This is a genomic window from Mycolicibacterium agri, assembly GCF_002553505.1.
In the GTDB taxonomy this organism is placed as follows: Bacteria; Actinomycetota; Actinomycetes; order Mycobacteriales; family Mycobacteriaceae; genus Mycobacterium; species Mycobacterium agri.
On record NZ_PDCP01000017.1, the window covers coordinates 1 to 18,415 of the forward strand.

Here is an 18,415-nt window from a genome sequence, read left to right on the forward strand (position 1 = left end):
GCCTCCCCCTCCGCCGCCGCTTCCGCAGGCCGCGAGCGCGACGAGTGACACGGCAGCGACCACGACGGTGAGGACGTGCCTGACTCTGTTCATGAGCCGATTCCTTCCTGATGGGTGAGTTCTCGAGTTGATGCCTGTGTGCGCTATGCGTCGATCTCCAAGACCTGCTCACGCACCTTGCGGGTACGGCGGCCGAACGTCAGCAGCAGCAGGAGCAAGACCGCCACACCGATCAGCGCCGCCGATATCGGGCGCTGCAGATAGATGACGGGGCTGTTGTCGGACAGCAGCAGTGACTGTCGAATGGAGTTCTCCGCGATCGGGCCGAGCACGAAGGCCAACACGAGCGGCGCCGGCGGGATGTCCAGCTTGCGCATGACATAGCCGAGCAGGCCGAACACGACCAGCAGGCCGACATCGAAGATCGAGAAGTTCACGCTGTAGACGCCGACCACCGAGATGAGCAGGATCGCCGGGTAGAGCACCTTGTACGGGGTGTTCAACAGCTTGGCGAAGAACGGGACCATCGGCAGGTTCATCACCAGCAGCGCGATGTTACCCAGGTACATACTGGCGATGATCGGCCACACCACATCGGCGTGTTCGTGGAAGAGCAGCGGCCCCGGGTTGAGCCCGTAGAGCACCAGAGCGCCGAGAAGCACTGCGCCCGTTCCTGATCCGGGAATGCCCATCGTCAGCAGCGGCACCATCGCGCCGCCGGTCTCGGAGTTGTTGGCGGCCTCGGGCGCGGCCACGCCTTCGATCGCGCCCTTGCCGAACTTCTCCGGATTCTTCGACGTCTTCTTGGCGATGATGTAGGAGACGAACGAAGCGACCGTCGAACCGGCGCCGGGCAGGATGCCGATCAGGAAGCCGACGACGCCGCCCTGCAACATCGCCGGGGTTGACGTGGTGATGTCCTTGCGGGACGGCAGCAGTTCGCGCAGCTTGCTCGGGACCTTGAAAAGCTTCTTCTCGGAACGGTCTTCGAGGTTCACCAGAACCTCGCCGATCGCGAAGATGCCGACCGACAGCGCGATGAACTCGATGCCGCCCGCCAACTCGATCGACCCGCCGGTGAACCGCTGTTCGCCGGAGAACAAGTCGGTGCCGATGGTGGCGAGGAACAACCCGATGAACATGGCGATGAAGCCCTTGAGGATGGAGTCGCCCGCCAGCATGATCACCAGCAGCAGCGCGAACACCATCAGCGCGGAGTACTCCGGTGGGCCGAAGTTGACCGCCACGTCGGCGGCCACGGGCGCCAGGAACGTCAGGCCGATGACGCCGATGGTGCCTGCGACGAACGACGCGATCGCCGCGATGCCGAGGGCCTTACCTGCACGGCCCTGCTTGGCCATCTCATAACCGTCGAGACACGTGACGACGGACGAGGATTCACCGGGAATGTTCAACAGAATCGACGTCGTCGATCCGCCGTATTTGGCGCCGTAGTAGATGCCCGCCATCATGATCAGGCCGGTAGCCGGATCGAATCCGGTGGCGATCGGCAGCAATATCGAGATGGTCGCGGGCGGGCCGAGGCCCGGCAGGATGCCGACGAGGGTGCCGAGCAGGCAGCCGACGAGAAGCCACAAGAGGTTCGTCGGCGTGATTGCGGCCTGCAGCCCGTGCAGCAGGCCGTCGACCGCGTTCACCGCTGGGCTCCCAGTCGGGCGAACCCTTCAAAGCCGTTCAGTACCACAGGGTTCCTCCAGGGAGTTGCACCTCGAGCAGGATGTCGAACAGGAAGTACATGGCGGGGGGAAGCAGCAGAAGCGTGATGATGATCGGAATTGAGCGGATGCGTTCGATCACGATGATCACCAGCAGCACCAGAACCTCACCGGCGACGAGGAATCCGAGCGGCTCGATGAGGAACGCCGACACCACCAGCGCCAGCCACACCACCAGGGCCCTGCCCATCGCCGGCAGCGACAGCGACAGCGTCGGGGCTGTTCCGCGGCGGGCTTGCGGGCCGAACAACCAGACCACCGAGAGCGCCAACCCCAGCCCGATCAGACAGATGGTCAGCAGGACGGGAAGGTAACCGGGACCCGGTTCGTTGTTGGCACCACGGAACGCCAGTTCCGTGCGACTGCGATACAGCAACCACGCCGCCACCACCGCGATCACGATCCCGAGGACGACGTGCACCCGACGGGTCAGGCGGACGTCGCGCGGATCAGGGGTGCGCTCGGCCGTCTCGTCGGGGTCGGCGCTCTGCTCGGCCGTCGGCTCGACCGGCTGACCAGGCAGAACCGGCTGCGCCGGAGCGGTCTCGTCGGACGATGCTTCCGGCTTTGGTCGCACGTCTTGTGCCATACGGACCTCTTACCGAATCATGTCTTCACTATGGAAATGATTTCTGTGTTTAGGAAAACCTAGGACTGTGCAGCGCTTGTGTCAAGGGTCACGTGAGGCCCACATTGTGATCTGGCGAGCGCGCGAACACCTGGAAGAATAACGGTAGGCTTCTTCTATGCAGAAGACACGACCGGAGAGCGATACTGGTCCGGCTTATCCCATTGCGTCCGTCAACAACGCGCTCCTTCTGCTTCTGCTGTTCCGTGAGCAGCCGCGGGTGCGGCTCACCGACGCCTGCAAATACCTCGGAGTCGCGCATTCGACGGCGCATCGATTGCTGGCGATGCTCGCCCATCACGGCTTCGTGCAACAGGAGCCCGTGACGCGGGCCTACATCGCCGGACCGGCGCTGGTCGAGGTGGGGCTGGCGGTGGTCGGCTCGCTCAACGTGCGTGAGCAGGCCAGGCCGATCATGGAGGAGCTGGCCGCCGAAACCGGCGAGACGGTTCACCTGGGAGTCCTCGAGGGCGATCAGGTCCGCTACGTCGACGCCGTGGAGTCCGAACGTGCGCTGCGGGTGGTGGCGCGCACCGGAACGCTGGTGCCCGCGCACTGCACCTCGCTCGGCAAGGCCCTGCTCGCGCAGATGACCGATCAGCAGGTCGCCGAGCTGTACCCGACGTCGGCCGAACCGTTCCCCGCACGCACCGACAAATCGATCACCACCCAGGCCAAGTTGATGAAAGAGGTGTCGCGCGCCCGCGCTCGCGGCTACGCCGTCAACGCCGGCGAGGTCGAAGAAGATGTCGGGTCGGTGTCCGTCGCATTCCGCGACTTCGCCGGCCGCCCCGCCGCGATCGCAGTGGCAGCGCCGACGAGCCGGCTCACCGCACAACGGGTTTCGTATATCGGCGATCTGATGCTGCAGACCATCGCCAGAAGTATGGAGTCGCCGTCGATCGCTCAGGCCTCGGCGGACTGACGGCCGCGGCGGGCATTGACCACACCGGCGCCAGCCGTGCCGAACATGACGGCGGCCAGCAGCGCGAACGCGGTCTCCACGCCCCACCACTGTGACGCAACGCCTGCCGCAGCGAGGACGAATGTCTGCCCGACGCGGTTGGTCGCCAGCCGGAGCCCCAGCGCGGAGCCGCGGCTGGTGTCGTCGACGAGACCGACGACCCAGTCCATTGTCGTCGTCTGCGTCAGCCCCAGGGCGAAGCCGAGCACCGACATCGCAAGCATCATCGGGGTGAGCGCGTGGCTCAGCGCCACCACGAGAAGGCAGCTGGCCGCCACGGCGGTGGCCACGACGGTGAGGTTGAGTGTCGGCACCCGGCGGACGAACCACGGCGTCGCCGCGCGTGCCAGCAGGGCACCGCTGGAGCTGATGCCGAGCAGAATGCCGACCTGCGACGAGGTCAGCCCGACGGAGGCGCCGAGCAGCGGCACATAGACGAGAAGAAGGTCGATGCCGCTCTTGGCCGAGAAACTGGTCATCAAGGCGGCGGGCATGCCGCGTCGGCGCAGCAGCCGCCACACCCGCTCGGCCTTGCCTGTGCGCACCGTGGAGGTCTGCATCCGGGTGCGCGTGGCGAGAACGGCGGCGGGAATGCCTGCCACGAACACCCATGCTGCAACCTGCAGCGCCGATGATGTGGATTGCAGGCTGGGCTCTTCAGTGTGCCCGATGACAACACCGCCGAGGATCGGCCCGACGATCTGGCCGAGAGCGGAAATCGTTGTCAGAGTGCCGAATCGGCCGATGCGCGTCAGCGAGCTCTGGGCCTGCGCCATGATGCTCTGGCCGCCGATCGTGCCCGACATGTGGCCGATGCCGAGGGCGGTCGTCGCGATCGCGATGGGCAGGACTTGATCGGCCAGCATCAACGCAAAGCCCGACGCCGCCGAGACGACAAGCCCGAAGCCCAGCGCGAAGGCGGGATGGTGCCGCTCGGTCCAGCGACCGAAGCTGACCGCGAGCAGCATCGGCGGTACAGCGAAGCAGGCCGCGGTCAGACCCAGCGTGGTCCCGTCGGCACCAATCGCGAGCAGCCGGTACGTCGACACGGGTCGTGCCAACGTGACCGCCACCTGCAGCAGGAAGATGCTGAGGACGGTGCCGACGAGCCACAGCGGCGGGCGGGATCGCGTGGTCAGTACTTCCAGCCGCGATCCGGGGTTGCGACGTCGACCTCTACGCCGTCGGGGTCACGGAACTTGAAAAAACGCGGTGGGTCGGCCTGTTCGGCGCCGTAGACCTCGATGCCGCGCTCCTTGAGTTTGGTCACCACCGCGCCAGTATCCTCGATCGTCACGCCGATGTGGTTGGGGCCCATGGCGCCGTAGGTCCACTCCGAGCGTTCGATCTCCGCATTTGGTTGCAGCAGTGAGTAGTTGACCTCGCCGTCGCTGAGGTCGAGAGCCTTGCCGGGATAGTGGCCAGGGGTGCGGATGTCGCCGAGGCGTTTGAAGCCCAGCACGTCTTCGTAGAACTCCGCCGTCCGTTCGAGGTCTTGAACGACGATGCCGATGTGTCGGATGCGCACTACTGTCTCCTCATTTTTCTTTGCAGTCTGTCAGTCTTCCGTAGTGTAGAAATGATTTCTGCAAATCAGACTGTACTTCTGCAGCGCAGCGCACGTCAATGAGGGGTTTTCCGCAGGGCTTTTTCTGGCGAGCAGACGCTTGTGCCCGCAAAAGCCCAGGACGAGGCGGGCATTAGCGTCTGCTCGCGAGGGGAAGAGGGTCAGAACTGCAGGGCGGTGAAGCGCCAGTCGAGCACCTGGCGGTCCTGCGGGTCGTCGACGGCGAAGACCAGCGACCGCAGTTTCAAGACCCCGCCGCGGTTGTCGGGCAGCGGGACAGCGCCGTCGACGTGCAATTCGCTGTAGAGGGTGTCGCCTTCATGCACGGGCCCGGTGTGGTCGCAGGACTCCCAGCCGAGAACCGTCGCGATGTTGGGCAACAGCCGGTTGGCTTGCGCGAACGCCAGTCCGATGGTGTGGCTGCCGTATACCAGGCGTTGCCCGCCGACACGCGAATCATGATGTGTTGCAGCAATATTCAATGTCAGACGGGCCAGCTCCGGAGCGCTCGTCACGACGTCGGCGGTGCTGTGCAGCACCGCGCCGGCTAGGCCTGAGTCGAAGTGTGTGCCGGGAATCCTCGCGCGGAAGGCGTCGGCATCCCAGTCGGCGGTCGGGTCAGTGGCCAGCCCGGGTTCGGCGCCGATCGTCGACATGTCGTCGGCGTGGCCGGTGTCGGGCGCGCCATCGCGCAGTGGCAGCATCGCGCAGCGGTGAAAGTCGAGCACCAGCCGCCCGATCTGGTCGATGGTGGTCATCCGTAGCGCCGCAAGGCCGGTGCGGGCGCGACCGGGCTTGGTCGAGTTCTGTTTGAGGGCGACGACCTCGGTGCGGGTGAACAGCGTGTCGCCGATGACAGGAAACCGGTGAAAGGCCAGGCCGCGGTAGAACAGGTTGGCCTTGACGCGCTGAGTGGCCAGGGTCGTCTGGCCGATGGCGACGTCGCAGACCAGCTGCGGATGAGCGAGCGCGCCCGTCGCGCCGGTGACGGCGACGGCGAGTTCGGCATCGAGCGCAAGCCGCAGCCGGTTGCCGACGATCGACTGGTGTACGGCTGCGGCGCCGGGCGTCAGCGTCATCGACGGCGCCCAGTCGAAGACCTGCCCGACTTCGAGATCGTCGAAGTAGGGCCCGCCGGGTTCGTGGCCACGCATGGTCGTCGCTTGCATGGTCCTAGCTTGCCTTATGAGTACCTGGCGATCAGCTCCTGCTTGTACAACTTGCCTGTGTCGGTGCGCGGCAGCTGCGTCTCGAATGCTATCGAACGCGGACATTTGTAATGCGCCAAGCGATCTCGCAGCCAGGCCAACAGTTCGTCGGCGAATTCCTCTGTGGCGTCGGCGGGATCGACAGTCTGCACGACGGCCTTGACGCTCTGGCCCATCTCGTCGTCCGGAATGCCGAACACCGCGGCGTCCATCACCTTCGGGTGGGTGACCAACATGTTCTCGGCTTCCTGCGGGTAGATGTTCACCCCGCCGGAGATGATCATGTGGTGGCGCCGATCGGTCAGATACAGGTAGTCCTCTTCGTCGAGATAGCCGATGTCGCCGACCGTCTTCCAGCCCTGCTTGCTGCGTGACTTCGCCGTCTTCTCAGGGTCATTGAGGTATTCGAAGTCAAAGCCGCCCTCGAAATAGATTTCGCCCGCTTGGCCGGGCGGAAGCTCGTTGCCGTCCTCGTCGAGGATGTGCAGCTTGCCCGCCATCGGCCGGCCGACCGAGCCGGGATGGGTCAACTACTCCTCGGCGGTGATCAGCGTCGACCCGTGAGCTTCGGATGAGGCGTAATACTCGTCGATGATCGGCCCCCACCAGTCGATCATCTGCTTCTTGATCTCCACCGGGCAGGGCGCGGCGGCGTGCATCACCCGTTTCAGACTGGACAGGTCGTACGAATTACGAACCTGCTCAGGTAGTTTCAGCATGCGGGTGAACATCGCCGGAACGAACTGCCCGTGCGTCACGCGGTGGCGCTGGATCGCGTCGAGGCAGCCTTCGGCGTCGAACTTCTCCATCACGACGGTGGTGATGCCGCCCGCCTGAATCTGCATGGACCACACCGAAGGCGCGGTGTGGTACAGCGGCGCCGGGCTCAGGTAGACCGCTTCTGGGTCGAGCCAGAAACTGACGAGCATCGACATCATGCCGGGCGTCTCGGACGGCGGTAGATGTGGCAACTCGCGCTTGATGCCCTTCGGGCGGCCGGTGGTGCCCGACGAATACTGCAGCAGGTCACCCTCGATTTCGTCGGCGATCGTCGTATCGGGTTGGTCGGCAACACATTCCGGATATCGGTGCCAACCGTCGATGTCACAGTCTGCGACGATCAACAGCTCGGGCAAGCCGTTGGGTAGCTCGGCCTCGAGACCTTCGAGAACCTTACGCAGTGCGGCGGAGCCGACGATCGCCTTGGCGCTGCTGTTGTCGATGATGTAGGCCGCCTCGGCCGCGGTGAGGTGGGTGTTGATGGGCACGTAATACAGCCCGCTGCGCCGCGCCGCCCACATCACTGCGTGGAAGTGCTCGTTGTTCTCCATCAGAATCGCGACGACGTCGCCTTCGCGCAGGCCGTGCTTGCGGAAGAAGTGCGCGAGGCGGTTGGCGCGGGCCTCCAACTCGCCGAACGTCACCGTCGCGCCGGACGGATGCATGATGACGGCGGGCTTGTCGGGACGGGCTTCGGCGTGCTCGCGGATCTGCATGGCTGAACTTTACGATGCCCTCTTTTGACAGGTGTCAAGAGGGTGCCGACCAGCGGTTGTCAGCTTCGCTCGTCCCACAACCGCTGGGTCTGCTCGCCGACGGCGGGGTCGTGGGTCTGCTGGAAGTTGCGACCGCCGCGGCCGAACGTCGCGACCACCGCGGAGGGCACCACCGACTCATCGAATGGCGCCGTCAACCAGCGACATTTGCGCACGTGTACGAGATCGACCGCCGTGGCGGCGACGTCGGCGTCGTAGAAGTACGGCCCCTCGATGCGGCCGAGCCAGTACAACCCGTCGGCGTCGCGCGTCCACACGAACGAGCCGTAGTCGATGTCCCGAAAGCGTCGAATCCTGCGGGCCAACCGCTCGTCGGCATCTGGTTCCGGTGGGCCGCCGAACCCGCACAGACCTTCAGCGAGCGCACGTTCGACGGCCGCGCCCCAGTCCACATCGTCGCGGCGCGAGCGCATCGGAGCGCGATACACCGCAATCGTCACGGTGCTTATCCTCCGCGAGCGTGCGTGAACGTCGGCAAGACACCGGCGTGTCGGCCGCAGACACGCACGGTCGCGGTATGAGAGGTAACTAGTTAGCTCTCGGCGTCGAGGCGGTGCTTGAGGGCGTCGAACTCGTCCTTGATGCCGGTCGGCAGCTTCTCGCCGACGAATTCGAACCACTCCTCGATCAGCGGGATCTCCTGACGCCACTCATCGGGACGGACCTCCAGCGCCGCATCCACGTCGGCCGGGTCGACGTCGAGGCCGGACAGGTCGAGATCCTCGGCGGTCGGCACGATGCCGATCGGGGTGCTGCGTCCGTTGGCGCGCTGCTCGATGCGGTCTACGATCCACTTCATCACGCGGCTGTTCTCACCGAAGCCGGGCCACAGGAAGCGGCCGTCGTCGCCGCGGCGGAACCAGTTGACGAAGAAGATCTTCGGCATCTTCGACTCGTCGGACTGCTTGCCGATGTCGATCCAGTGCGCGAAGTAGTCGCCGACGTTGTAGCCGAGGAACGGCAGCATCGCCATCGGGTCGCGCCGCACGGTGCCGACCTTGCCTTCGGCGGCGGCGGTCTGCTCGCTGCCCATGGTGGCGCCGATGAACACGCCGTGCTTCCAGTCGCGGGCCTGCGTCACCAGCGGCACCGTCGTCTTGCGGCGCGCACCGAACAGGATGGCCGAGATCGGCACGCCCTGCGGGTCGTCCCACTCTGGAGCCAGCGTCGGGCACTGCGACATCGGCGTGCAGTAACGCGAATTCGGGTGCGCGGCAGGCTCATCCGAGTCGGGCGTCCAGTCGCGGCCCTTCCAGTCGATGAGGTGCTGCGGGTCGCCCTCGAGGCCCTCCCACCACACGTCGCCGTCGTCGGTGAGCGCGACGTTGGTGAAGACGGTGTTGCCTGCCTCGATGGTCTTCATCGCGTTCGGGTTGGACTTCCAGTTGGTGCCCGGCGCGACGCCGAAGAAGCCGAACTCGGGATTGACCGCGTAGAGCCGGCCGTCCTTGCCGAACCGCATCCAGGCGATGTCGTCGCCGATGGTCTCGGCGCGCCAACCCGGCAGCGTCGGCTGCAGCATCGCGAGGTTGGTCTTGCCGCACGCCGACGGGAACGCCGCCGCGATGAAGTAAGCCTTGTTCTCCGGCGAGATCAGCTTGAGGATCAGCATGTGCTCGGCGAGCCAGCCCTCATCGTGGGCCATCGCCGACGCGATACGAAGCGAGTAGCACTTCTTGCCCAGCAACGCGTTGCCGCCGTAGCCCGAGCCGTAGCTCCAGATCTCACGGGTCTCGGGGAAGTGGGTGATGTACTTGGTCTCGTTGCACGGCCAGGGCACATCCTTCTGGCCCGGCTCCAGCGGCGCGCCGATCGAGTGCAGCGCCTTCACGAAGAAACCGTCGGTGCCCATCTTGTCGAGGGCGGCCTTGCCCATCCGGGTCATCGTGCGCATCGACACGACGACGTACTCGGAGTCGGTGATCTCAACGCCCAGCTTGGGATCCTCGGCCCCCAGCGGGCCCATGCAGAAGGGGACGACATACATGGTGCGGCCGCGCATGCTGCCGCGATACAGGTCGGTCATGACGCGGCGCATCTCGGCGGGGTCCATCCAATTGTTGGTAGGACCGGCGTCGATCTCGCGCTCGGTACAGATGAAGGTGCGCGACTCCACACGCGCCACGTCGGAGGGGTCGGACAGCGCCAGGTAGGAGTTCGGCTTCTTCTCCTCGTTGAGCTTCGTGAAGGTTCCCGCCGCCACCAGCTGCTCGCACAGCCGGGCGTTCTCCTCCTCGGAACCGTCGCAGAAGACCACCCGGTCGGGCTGCGTCAGCTCCGCGACCTCCTGGACCCAGGCCAGAAGCCCTGCGTGTTTCGTCGGTGCTGTGTCCAAACCGGGAATCGTGGCTGACGTCATCACATCTCCTGCGTACGTATTGTCTGCCAGGACGCAGATACAAAGCGTCACTGGTCACTTATCGCCCTCTTAATCAGGTTAACGCGGGTGACATAGTCCGAGTGAGCCGGATCTATGTCCGATCACTCACAAGAACGATTCAGATGGGCCGTGCCAGGGCGGTGTCAGGACGCGAGTTCGGCCCGCACCGTTTCCAGCGCCTTCTGCAGCGGCGGAAGCCGGCGATCGCGCAGCGCCGCGGCGCGAGCCGTCGCGATGGCGTGCTCGCGCAGTTCGGCGTCGATCTCGGCGACCTGGGCCGCGGTGGCCTTGGCATCGGCCTCGTCGCGTCGGCCGAGGTCCGCGGTGAGTTCGGCCTCCGCCGCCACCACCCGGGTGGCCACTCGTTCCTCCACCACCGCCTGCAACGCGTTGGTGACCTCGACGATCCAGCGATCGAGCACCGCGCGGTCGCTGAGCAGGCCACGCATGCCGACCACCCACACCGTCACCAGCAGGCCGATCACGCCGCCCGCGGCCAGTCCCGCGATCGTCAAGCCGGGCGCCAGCCCCGCGAACAGGCGGCTCACTCCCAGCGCGACGCCCAGGCCGAAGCCTGCGCCGAGAACCATCATCAGCCGGGTCTCGGTGCGTCGGGACTTCAACGGCGGGTCGGGCACCTCCGGCGGCGACGGCGGCGGCGGTTGGTCCGGCGCCGTCAGCCCGAGTTCTCCTGCGACGTCGCCGAGGTGCTTGGTGATGCCCGCCTCCACCTCGTCGACCACTTCACCGACGCGGGTTGTGACGTAAGCCTGAAAGTCCGGCAGCCGGCGGCGCGTCATCGCCGACACGTCCTCCTGCAGTTCGGTGCGCACCGACGTGCAGCGGTTGCGCGCGAAGTAGGCCAACTGCACGCGGGCCTGCTGAATCTGGCTGCGCAGCGCGATGGTTCGTTCCGACTTCGACACTCTGCGGTCGCGCTGCACCGCCTCCCTGCGTTCCTTCAACGCCTCGACCCGCGCGTGACGGTCGGCGCCGGCGCCGTCACGCTCGTATCGGGCGATCACCGCGTCAAGACGAGATTCCCACGTCCGCAACCGGTTTCGCCGCTTGACCTCGTCATCGTCGAGCCGTGTCCGCAACAGGTCGACGAGTTCGTCGACCTTCGTCTCACCCAGATCCGGTGCCGCCGCGACACCCACCCACGGCATGTCCGCGAAGCGTGGCGCGTGCGCGGCGAGCACGCGGCGGTTCTCGTCGAGCACGTCGCGCCAGTTGCGGTGCACATCGATTTTGGACACCGCGCCGATCACCAGGTCGGTGTGTTGGGCGGCGCGATCGATCAGCGCGCAATCGGATTCGGTGATCGGGGCCACCGCCGACACCACGAACACCACCGCGGCGGGTGCTTCGACCGGGCCGAGATCGTCCGCTTCGACGAACCGGTGTTCGGGCAGCCGCTCCCGCAGCGCGGCCAGCAGGCTGCTGGTGCCCGCCAGCCACGGACCCGTGACGAGCACGGCGTCGCTGCTGTCCACCCCCGGCGAGGTCAGCCCGGGATCGACGGCGGCGACCAGGGCGTCGACTGCCGCGACCGGATCCCTCGCCTGTTCGACGTCGGTCACCGCGCCTCCGTGCCGGACGGCCGCCGCAGGAGTCGCAGCGAACCGCGTCGGATGTCGGCGCCGCAACTGCGGTGCAGGGCGTCGACCGGCCCGCGGCTGTACCGGTGCCAGTGGTGCGCCCGCCGCAGATGCGCCGCTGCGGTGTCGGAGGCGTCGACCGTCAGCCCCGCGGCGGTGACCACGTCGACGGCGGCGGCCATCACCGCGATCACGGTGTCGTCGTCGCGCAGGAACTCCGCGACCGCGGGCCGGTGTGCGGCCATCGCGCGCAGTGCGGCAAGTGCCGACTGCACCCGCTGATAGCGCACCTGCGCGCCCGTCGCGGTCACGTGCGTCGCCACCTCGTCGAGCCGGCTCAGCCTGCGCAGCAGCCCAGCCAGCGCGGCGCAATCGGCGCCCTGGCGCAGCGCCAGCACGCAGTGGGCGATGCCGAACAGGTCGAGGGTGTTCAGCAGCCGGGCGCGCACCGCCGGCGCCAAGCTGTGCTCCGCGGCCAGGAAGCCATCGGTCGAGGTCAGGTCGGCGGGTTCGGTCGTCAGCACCTGCAGGGCGCCGAGGAGTTCGTCGTCGAGTTCGGCCGCGGCCAGCAGGCCGACCATCGGCACGACAGGTAAACCCATCATCGGGCGCAGGCTAGCGGCGCGCCGGTCGGCGACCGCGAGGGGTCCGCCTGCGCCGAACCCGGCGAGGTCGGCCTTGTTCAGCACCACCAGCGTCGGGGCGGCCCGCAGCATCGCGCGGTCCTCGGGTTTGACCGCCTCGGCGACAACGACGACGTCGACGTCGGCTTCGTCGACGGCATCGTCGACGACGAGGATTCCGGCGCATGTCAGCGCGGCGGCGACCGTGCTGCGCCCGACGCCGTTGCGTCCCCGCACCGCCACCCGCAGCGGTCCGCCAAGCCGCTCGATCAGCGCCGCGATGTGCGGATCCGCCGACCGCTCGGCGAACCGCCTCAGCTCGGTGGTGAAAATTTGATGGCCTTCCCGCATCGCCGCATTCGTCATGTTTCCCCCACCGCAAATGTTGGCATCCCCAGCACGGCACCGCGAACGCATGTTTGGCGCGGCTGCGGCGCCGAGACCGACAAAATGGTGCGAGCTACTCGCACTTTTGCGCCCATGTGTCGGTTTGGGCGTGAGGAGGGCAAGGCAACTGTTGGGTATCAATCTGCACCACAATGCGGGTCCGGAGGTGTTGATGGGAGACCATGGACCAATGCATGCGCAGCGCGAGAGGACCGGCGTGTCGCCGGTCGAGAGGTGGCGATGACTCGACCCGCTTCGCATCTGCATCCCCGGGTCACCAGCTATCGGTCCCGGCGGTCCTCCGTTTCCACCCACCAGCAACAGACGTGGGACCGGTTGTGGCCACAGCTGGGCGCGCACGCCCGCGGCCCCGACGGCCCCGCTGAGAGGCTCGACACCGACGCCTGGTTCGGCCGGTCGGCGCCCGTGGTGCTCGAGATCGGCAGCGGCACCGGCACCTCGACGCTGGAGATGGCCAAGGCCGAGCCGCATCTGAACGTGGTCGCCGTCGAGGTCTACCGGCGCGGGCTGGCCCAGCTGCTCAGCGCTATCGACCGCGAAGGCGTCCCCAACATCCGGCTGGTGCGCGGTGACGGCGTCGACGTGCTCGAGCACATGTTCGGCCCCGACTCGCTGCTCGGCGTGCGGGTGTTCTTCCCCGATCCCTGGCCCAAGGCCCGCCACCACAAGCGCAGGCTGCTGGCGCCCGCCACCGTCGCGTTGATCGCCGACCGGCTGCAGCCAGGCGGTGTCCTGCACGCCGCCACCGACCATCCCGGCTACGCCGAGCAGATCGCCGAATGCGGCGACGCCGAACCTCGGCTGCGCCGCGTCACGCCGTCCGACCCTCTGCCCATCTCGGTCGCGCGGCCGACCACGAAGTATGAGATGAAGGCGCGCGCCGCGGGCAGCGCGATCGCCGAACTGCTCTGGGAGAAGCGCTCATCATGAGCATCACCGAAGAACTCGTCGAGACGCCCGAGCTGGCGCCGGGATCGTCGCGCGTCCTTCTGGTCTGGGACGCGCCGAACCTGGACATGGGCCTCGGTTCGATCCTCGGCGGCCGCCCCACCGCGGCCCACCGGCCACGATTCGACGCGCTGGGCCGCTGGCTGCTCGCGCGCACCGCCGACCTGGCCGCCGGCCGCGACAACGTGTCGCTGGAACCGGAGGCCACCGTGTTCACCAACATCGCCCCCGGCAGCGCCGACGTCGTCCGGCCCTGGGTGGAAGCGCTGCGTAACGTCGGTTTCGCGGTGTTCGCCAAGCCGAAGATCGACGAAGACAGCGACGTCGACGGCGACATGCTCAAACACATCGCGCTTCGCCGCAGCGAGGGACTGGCCGGGCTGCTGGTGGCGTCGGCCGACGGGCAGGCCTTCCGGCAGCCGCTGGAGGACATCGCCCGCGGCGGAACCCCTGTTCAAGTGCTCGGATTTCGCGAACACGCGAGCTGGGCGCTAGCCTCGGATACTTTGGAGTTTGTCGACCTCGAAGACATTCCCGGTGTCTTCCGGGAGCCGCTACCGCGGATCGGCCTAGATTCGCTGCCCGAGCAGGGGGCATGGCTGCAGCCTTTCCGGCCGCTGTCCTCGCTACTGACCTCGCGCGTAAACAATTGAACTGCGCGAGGCGCCCAAGAATTTAGTTAGGAGCTTACGTGTTCGCCTGGTGGGGTCGAACGGTGTACCGCTACCGATACATCGTGATCGGTGTGATGGTCGCACTGTGCCTTGGTGGCGGCATCTACGGCATCAGCCTGGGTCAGCACGTCACCCAGAGCGGCTTCTACGACGACGGCAGCGAGTCCGTGCACGCGTCGGTGCTCGCCGACGAAACCTACGGCCGCGACACCTCCGGCCACATCGTGGGGATCTACACCGCGCCCGAGGGCAAGACCGTCGACGACCCGGAGTTCACGAAGAAGGTCCTCGACAACCTTGCCGAGGTCGAACGGACCCACCCGGATCAGATTCTTCGGTCGATCGGCTACTTCAAGAGCCCCGAAGTGCTCAGCAACATGGCCGACCCCGAGAAGAAGCACGCGTTCATGTCGATCCAGCTCAAGGGCGACAACGACGACGCGATCCTGAACAACTACAACAAGAACGTCGGCGAGGACGGCAAGACCGTCAAGGAAGCACTCAACATCGACGGCGTCGACGTGAAACAGGCCGGTTTGCAGCCGTTGGCCAGCGAATTGACCGGCACCATCGGCGAGGACCAGCAGCGCGGGGAGCTGCTCGGCGTGCCGCTGGTCATGGTGGTGCTGTTCTTCGTGTTCGGCGGCGTGATCGCGGCCAGCTTGCCGATGATCGTCGGCGGCCTGACCATCGCCGGGTCGCTGGGCATCATGCGGCTTTTGGCCGAGTTCATCCCGGTGCACTTCTTCGCCCAACCGGTCGTGACGCTCGTCGGCCTCGGCATCGCCATCGACTTCGGTCTCTACATCGTGAGCCGGTTCCGCGAGGAGATCGCCGAGGGCTACGACACCGAGGCCGCGGTCCGTCGCACGATGATGACCTCGGGCCGCACCGTGACGTTCTCCGCGGTGATCATCGTGGCGTCGGCGCTGCCGCTGCTGCTGTTCCCGCAGGGCTTCTTGAAGTCGATCACCTACGCGATCATCGCGACGGTCATGCTCTCGGCGATCCTGTCGATCACGGTGCTCGCCGGCGCGCTGGCCATCGTCGGCCGCAACATCGACGCCCTCGGCGTGCGCACCCTGCTGCGGGTGCCGTTCCTGCGGGACTGGTCGTTCTCGCGCCGCATCATCGACTGGTTCGCCGAGAAGACGCAGAAGACCAAGACCCGCGAAGAGGTCGAGAAGGGCTTCTGGGGCAAGCTGGTCAACCGCGTGATGAAGCGGCCGATCGCCTTCGCCGCGCCGATCATCATCGTGATGATCCTGCTGATCATCCCGCTGGGGCAGCTGTCCCTCGGCGGCATCAGCGAGAAGTACCTGCCGCCGGACAATTCGGTGCGCCAGGCGCAGGAGGAGTTCGACAAGACCTTCCCCGGCTTCCGCACCGAACCGCTGACGCTGGTCATCGAGAACAACAACGGTGAGCCCGTCACCGACGCGCAGATCGCCGAGGTGCGCAACAAGGCGATGGCGATCTCGGGCTTCATCGACCCCAACGACGACCCGAGCAAGATGTGGCAGGAGCGCCCCTACCTCGACGGGGCGAGCAAGGATCCGTCGGTGCGGGTGATCCAGAACGGTCTGGAGAACCGCAACGACGCCGCCCAGAAGATCGAGGAACTGCGCGCCATACCCGCGCCACACGGGCTCACCGTCTCCGTCGGCGGCACGCCCGCGCTGGAGCAGGACAGTATCCACAGCTTGTTCGACAAGCTGCCGCTGATGGTCACCGTCCTCATCGTGACGACGACGATCCTGATGTTCCTGGCGTTCGGATCGGTGGTGCTTCCGATCAAGGCGGCGGTGATGAGCGCCCTCACGCTGGGATCGACGATGGGCGTGCTGACCTGGATGTTCGTCGACGGTCACGGCTCCGGCCTGATGAACTACACGCCGCAGCCGCTGATGGCGCCGATGATCGGCATGATCATCGCGATCATCTGGGGTCTGTCCACCGACTACGAGGTGTTCCTGGTCTCCCGCATGGTCGAGGCGCGTGAGCGCGGTATGTCCACCGCCGAGGCCATCCGCATCGGCACCGCGACCACGGGCCGACTCATCACCGGCGCCGCGCTGATCCTCGCGGTCGTCGCGGGCGCGTTCGCCTTCTCCGACCTGGTGATGATGAAGTACCTGGCGTTCGGCCTGCTGATCGCATTGTTGTTGGACGCCACCGTGATTCGCATGTTCCTGGTGCCCGCGGTGATGAAGCTGCTCGGCGACGACTGCTGGTGGGCGCCGAAGTGGATGAAGCGGATCCAGGAGCGGCTCGGCCTCGGCGAGACGGAACTGCCCGACGAACGCAAACGCCCCGCCGTCCGCGAGGCCGAAGAGGCCGCGCTCGTCGGCGCGGGCGCACCGGTGCCGCCTCCGCTGTCGGCGCGGGCCGCACCGCCGCACGACCCGACCCATCCGGCCGCCGAGGGCTCGACGGCGCCGAGCACGGCGACAACGCGCATGCCTGCCGCGCCCGCCCGCGCGAGCGGGCCGTCGGTCGCCGGGACCACTCGGATGCGCACACCGCGCCCTGCACCCGCGGGCGAGCCCGCCACCACCCGCATGCCGACGGCCAACGCCAAGCCGCGCAACGCCGCGAACAACGCCAACGTGGCGCCGCCGCGCACGCGGCGGCCCGCACCGCCGGTCCGCGAGGATCGCGAAATCGAGTCGTGGCTGGGCGAATTGCGTGGCACCGGCCCGTCATCGCCGCGTCCTCCGCAGCGGCCCCGCCCGCAGAACGCCGAGCCGCCCACCGCGATCCCGACCCCACCGCGTCAGCGCGGCGGCCAAGCGCGCCCTGCCGGCAGGCCTGACGCCGAGCCGACGACAGCGATTCCGACGCCGCGGCAACAGGATCCGGAGGCCACCGAGAAGCTGACCGCCCAGGAGGCCGAGGAGAAGGGCCGCCGTCGCGGCGCTGTCAGCGCAGCCGAATTGCTGCGCCGGGAAGGCCACGGCCGCTAGTCGGTTTCGGCGATGCCGACGTCGTCGGCTTCGGCCTCGATGACCTTCGCGTCGTCCGCCTCCTGCGCCGCCACCTCCGCCTGCGGCTCGGGCGCCAGCAGCACCCGCACGGCGCTGTTCAAGAACGCCACCGTCGGAACGGCCAGCAGTGCACCGACGATGCCGGCCAGCACGCTGCCCGCTGCGATCGCCAGCACCACCGCCAGCGGATGGATCGACACCGCCCGGCCCATCACCAACGGCTGCAGCACATGGCCCTCCAGCTGCTGCACGGCGATGATGAGGCCGAGCGTGATCAGCGCGTAGATGAAGCCCTTGGCCAGCAGCGCGACCACGACGGCCAGGAATCCGGCGATCACCGCGCCGACCAGCGGGATGAACGCGCCGAGGAAGACCACCGAGGCCAGCGGCAGCGCAAGCGGCACGCCCATGATGGCCAGGCCGGTGCCGATGCCGACCGCGTCGACCAGCGCGACCAGGAAGGTGGCGCGAATGTAGCCGATGAGCGACTGGAAGCCGGCGCGGCCCGCGTCGCGCACCCGCTGCTGCACGCCTGTCGGGAAGATCTGCGTGACGAACTGCCAGATGTTGCGCCCGCCGTGCAGGAAGAAGATCAGGGTGAACAGCGTCAGCAGCGCGCCCGTGACGATCTCGGTGACGGTGGCCGCCGTCGACAGCGCGCCGCTGGTGAGCTTCTCCTGGTTGTTGCGGATCGCTTCGATGGCCGAGTTGCCCGCGTTGTTGATCTGGTCCCGGCTCAGGTGTGCGGGGCCCTCGATCAGCCAGGTGCGGGTCGACTCGATGGAGTGGGTGACCTGTTCGACCAGGTCGGGCAGGCCGGTGACGAACTGGCTGACGACGAACGTCATGATGCCGCCGACGATCGCGACGCCGGTCAGCAGCACCAACGCCACCGCCCCGCCGCGGGGCGCGCCGCGGCGGTCGAGGAAGTCGACCGCGGGGATCATCAGCGCGCTGAGGATCAGCGCGATTGCGATCGGCACGACGATGACTTCCAGGCGCCGCATCACCCACAGCACGGCGACGGCCAGCGCGATGATCGCCAGCAGGCGCCACGCCCAGGCGGCGGCCTTCTGGACAAGGGGCGGGACGGCCTCGTCGTACTTGGAACCGACGGAGGCCATGCCGGTAGCGT

General features: G+C 67.1%; 14 protein-coding genes and 1 pseudogene. 4 read left to right on the plus strand and 11 right to left on the minus strand.

Annotated features, from left to right (window positions below):
• Positions 1-143: 143 nt before the first annotated feature.
• The gene (locus CQY20_RS11560; RefSeq protein WP_097940228.1) at positions 144-1,658 is read right to left on the minus strand and encodes a tripartite tricarboxylate transporter permease; all 1,515 of its coding nucleotides are present in this window, start codon (positions 1,656-1,658) and stop codon (positions 144-146) included.
• Positions 1,659-1,695: 37 nt separating this feature from the next.
• Positions 1,696-2,325, minus strand: coding sequence for a tripartite tricarboxylate transporter TctB family protein (locus CQY20_RS11565; RefSeq protein WP_097940229.1), 630 nt, complete (start codon positions 2,323-2,325; stop codon positions 1,696-1,698).
• A gap of 157 nt (positions 2,326-2,482) precedes the next feature.
• Here CQY20_RS11565 and CQY20_RS11570 point away from each other — a divergent pair, with 157 nt between their 5' ends.
• The gene (locus CQY20_RS11570) at positions 2,483-3,289 is read left to right on the plus strand and encodes an IclR family transcriptional regulator (RefSeq protein WP_097940230.1); all 807 of its coding nucleotides are present in this window, start codon (positions 2,483-2,485) and stop codon (positions 3,287-3,289) included.
• On the opposite strand, the gene CQY20_RS11575 is transcribed toward CQY20_RS11570, so the two are convergent.
• The 8 genes and pseudogenes from CQY20_RS11575 to CQY20_RS11610 all read right to left on the minus strand — a co-directional run bounded on the left by CQY20_RS11575 (position 3,271) and on the right by CQY20_RS11610 (position 12,629).
• On the minus strand, positions 3,271-4,476 hold the full coding sequence (locus tag CQY20_RS11575; RefSeq protein ID WP_097940231.1) for an MFS transporter: 1,206 nt from the start codon (positions 4,474-4,476) through the stop codon (positions 3,271-3,273). The two genes, CQY20_RS11570 and CQY20_RS11575, sit on opposite strands and share 19 nt — an antisense overlap.
• Positions 4,464-4,856: a VOC family protein gene (locus CQY20_RS11580; protein ID WP_097940232.1), complete on the minus strand. Its 393-nt coding sequence runs from the start codon at positions 4,854-4,856 to the stop codon at positions 4,464-4,466. Before CQY20_RS11580 ends, CQY20_RS11575 begins: the two co-directional genes overlap by 13 nt.
• A gap of 200 nt (positions 4,857-5,056) precedes the next feature.
• A complete protein-coding gene (locus tag CQY20_RS11585; protein ID WP_097940233.1) occupies positions 5,057-6,064 on the minus strand; it encodes a MaoC family dehydratase in 1,008 nt (335 codons plus the stop codon).
• Between the two features lie 14 nt (positions 6,065-6,078).
• Positions 6,079-7,599, minus strand: a pseudogene (gene fadD4 / locus CQY20_RS11590) (fatty-acid--CoA ligase FadD4).
• A 59-nt stretch (positions 7,600-7,658) separates the two neighbouring features.
• The gene (locus CQY20_RS11595; RefSeq protein ID WP_097940321.1) at positions 7,659-8,072 is read right to left on the minus strand and encodes a GAF domain-containing protein; all 414 of its coding nucleotides are present in this window, start codon (positions 8,070-8,072) and stop codon (positions 7,659-7,661) included.
• 119 nt (positions 8,073-8,191) lie between these two features.
• On the minus strand, positions 8,192-10,018 hold the full coding sequence (locus CQY20_RS11600) for a phosphoenolpyruvate carboxykinase (GTP) (protein WP_097940234.1): 1,827 nt from the start codon (positions 10,016-10,018) through the stop codon (positions 8,192-8,194).
• 164 nt (positions 10,019-10,182) lie between these two features.
• Positions 10,183-11,622: a hypothetical protein gene (locus tag CQY20_RS11605; RefSeq protein WP_097940322.1), complete on the minus strand. Its 1,440-nt coding sequence runs from the start codon at positions 11,620-11,622 to the stop codon at positions 10,183-10,185.
• Positions 11,619-12,629, minus strand: a complete 1,011-nt coding sequence (locus CQY20_RS11610; RefSeq protein WP_371871040.1) for a hypothetical protein — start codon at positions 12,627-12,629, stop codon at positions 11,619-11,621. Before CQY20_RS11610 ends, CQY20_RS11605 begins: the two co-directional genes overlap by 4 nt.
• Positions 12,630-12,890: 261 nt before the next feature.
• Here CQY20_RS11610 and trmB point away from each other — a divergent pair, with 261 nt between their 5' ends.
• The 3 genes from trmB to mmpL3 are packed head-to-tail and all read left to right on the plus strand — an operon-like array spanning position 12,891 to position 17,259.
• Positions 12,891-13,601, plus strand: coding sequence for a tRNA (guanosine(46)-N7)-methyltransferase TrmB (trmB, locus tag CQY20_RS11615; protein WP_097940324.1), 711 nt, complete (start codon positions 12,891-12,893; stop codon positions 13,599-13,601).
• The gene (locus CQY20_RS11620) at positions 13,598-14,272 is read left to right on the plus strand and encodes an NYN domain-containing protein (RefSeq protein WP_097940235.1); all 675 of its coding nucleotides are present in this window, start codon (positions 13,598-13,600) and stop codon (positions 14,270-14,272) included. The genes trmB and CQY20_RS11620 overlap by 4 nt, the downstream gene beginning before the upstream one ends.
• A gap of 38 nt (positions 14,273-14,310) precedes the next feature.
• The gene (gene mmpL3 / locus CQY20_RS11625) at positions 14,311-17,259 is read left to right on the plus strand and encodes a trehalose monomycolate exporter MmpL3 (protein ID WP_097940236.1); all 2,949 of its coding nucleotides are present in this window, start codon (positions 14,311-14,313) and stop codon (positions 17,257-17,259) included.
• Here mmpL3 and CQY20_RS11630 read toward each other — a convergent pair.
• Positions 17,256-18,404: an AI-2E family transporter gene (locus tag CQY20_RS11630; protein ID WP_097940237.1), complete on the minus strand. Its 1,149-nt coding sequence runs from the start codon at positions 18,402-18,404 to the stop codon at positions 17,256-17,258. The two genes, mmpL3 and CQY20_RS11630, sit on opposite strands and share 4 nt — an antisense overlap.
• Positions 18,405-18,415: the final 11 nt, after the last annotated feature.

Excerpts from the sequence above, each read along its gene's own strand:
- CQY20_RS11630 (WP_097940237.1), bottom strand. The coding sequence starts at position 18,404 with ATGGCCTCCGTCGGTTCCAAGTACGACGAGGCCGTCCCGCCCCTTGTC.
- CQY20_RS11570 (WP_097940230.1), top strand. The coding sequence starts at position 2,483 with ATGCAGAAGACACGACCGGAGAGCGATACTGGTCCGGCTTATCCCATT.
- CQY20_RS11620 (WP_097940235.1), top strand. The coding sequence starts at position 13,598 with ATGAGCATCACCGAAGAACTCGTCGAGACGCCCGAGCTGGCGCCGGGA.
- CQY20_RS11610 (WP_371871040.1), bottom strand. The coding sequence starts at position 12,629 with ATGACGAATGCGGCGATGCGGGAAGGCCATCAAATTTTCACCACCGAG.
- CQY20_RS11595 (WP_097940321.1), bottom strand. The coding sequence starts at position 8,072 with ATGCGCTCGCGCCGCGACGATGTGGACTGGGGCGCGGCCGTCGAACGT.
- CQY20_RS11565 (WP_097940229.1), bottom strand. The coding sequence starts at position 2,325 with ATGGCACAAGACGTGCGACCAAAGCCGGAAGCATCGTCCGACGAGACC.
- trmB (WP_097940324.1), top strand. The coding sequence starts at position 12,891 with ATGACTCGACCCGCTTCGCATCTGCATCCCCGGGTCACCAGCTATCGG.
- CQY20_RS11585 (WP_097940233.1), bottom strand. The coding sequence starts at position 6,064 with ATGCAAGCGACGACCATGCGTGGCCACGAACCCGGCGGGCCCTACTTC.
- CQY20_RS11600 (WP_097940234.1), bottom strand. The coding sequence starts at position 10,018 with ATGACGTCAGCCACGATTCCCGGTTTGGACACAGCACCGACGAAACAC.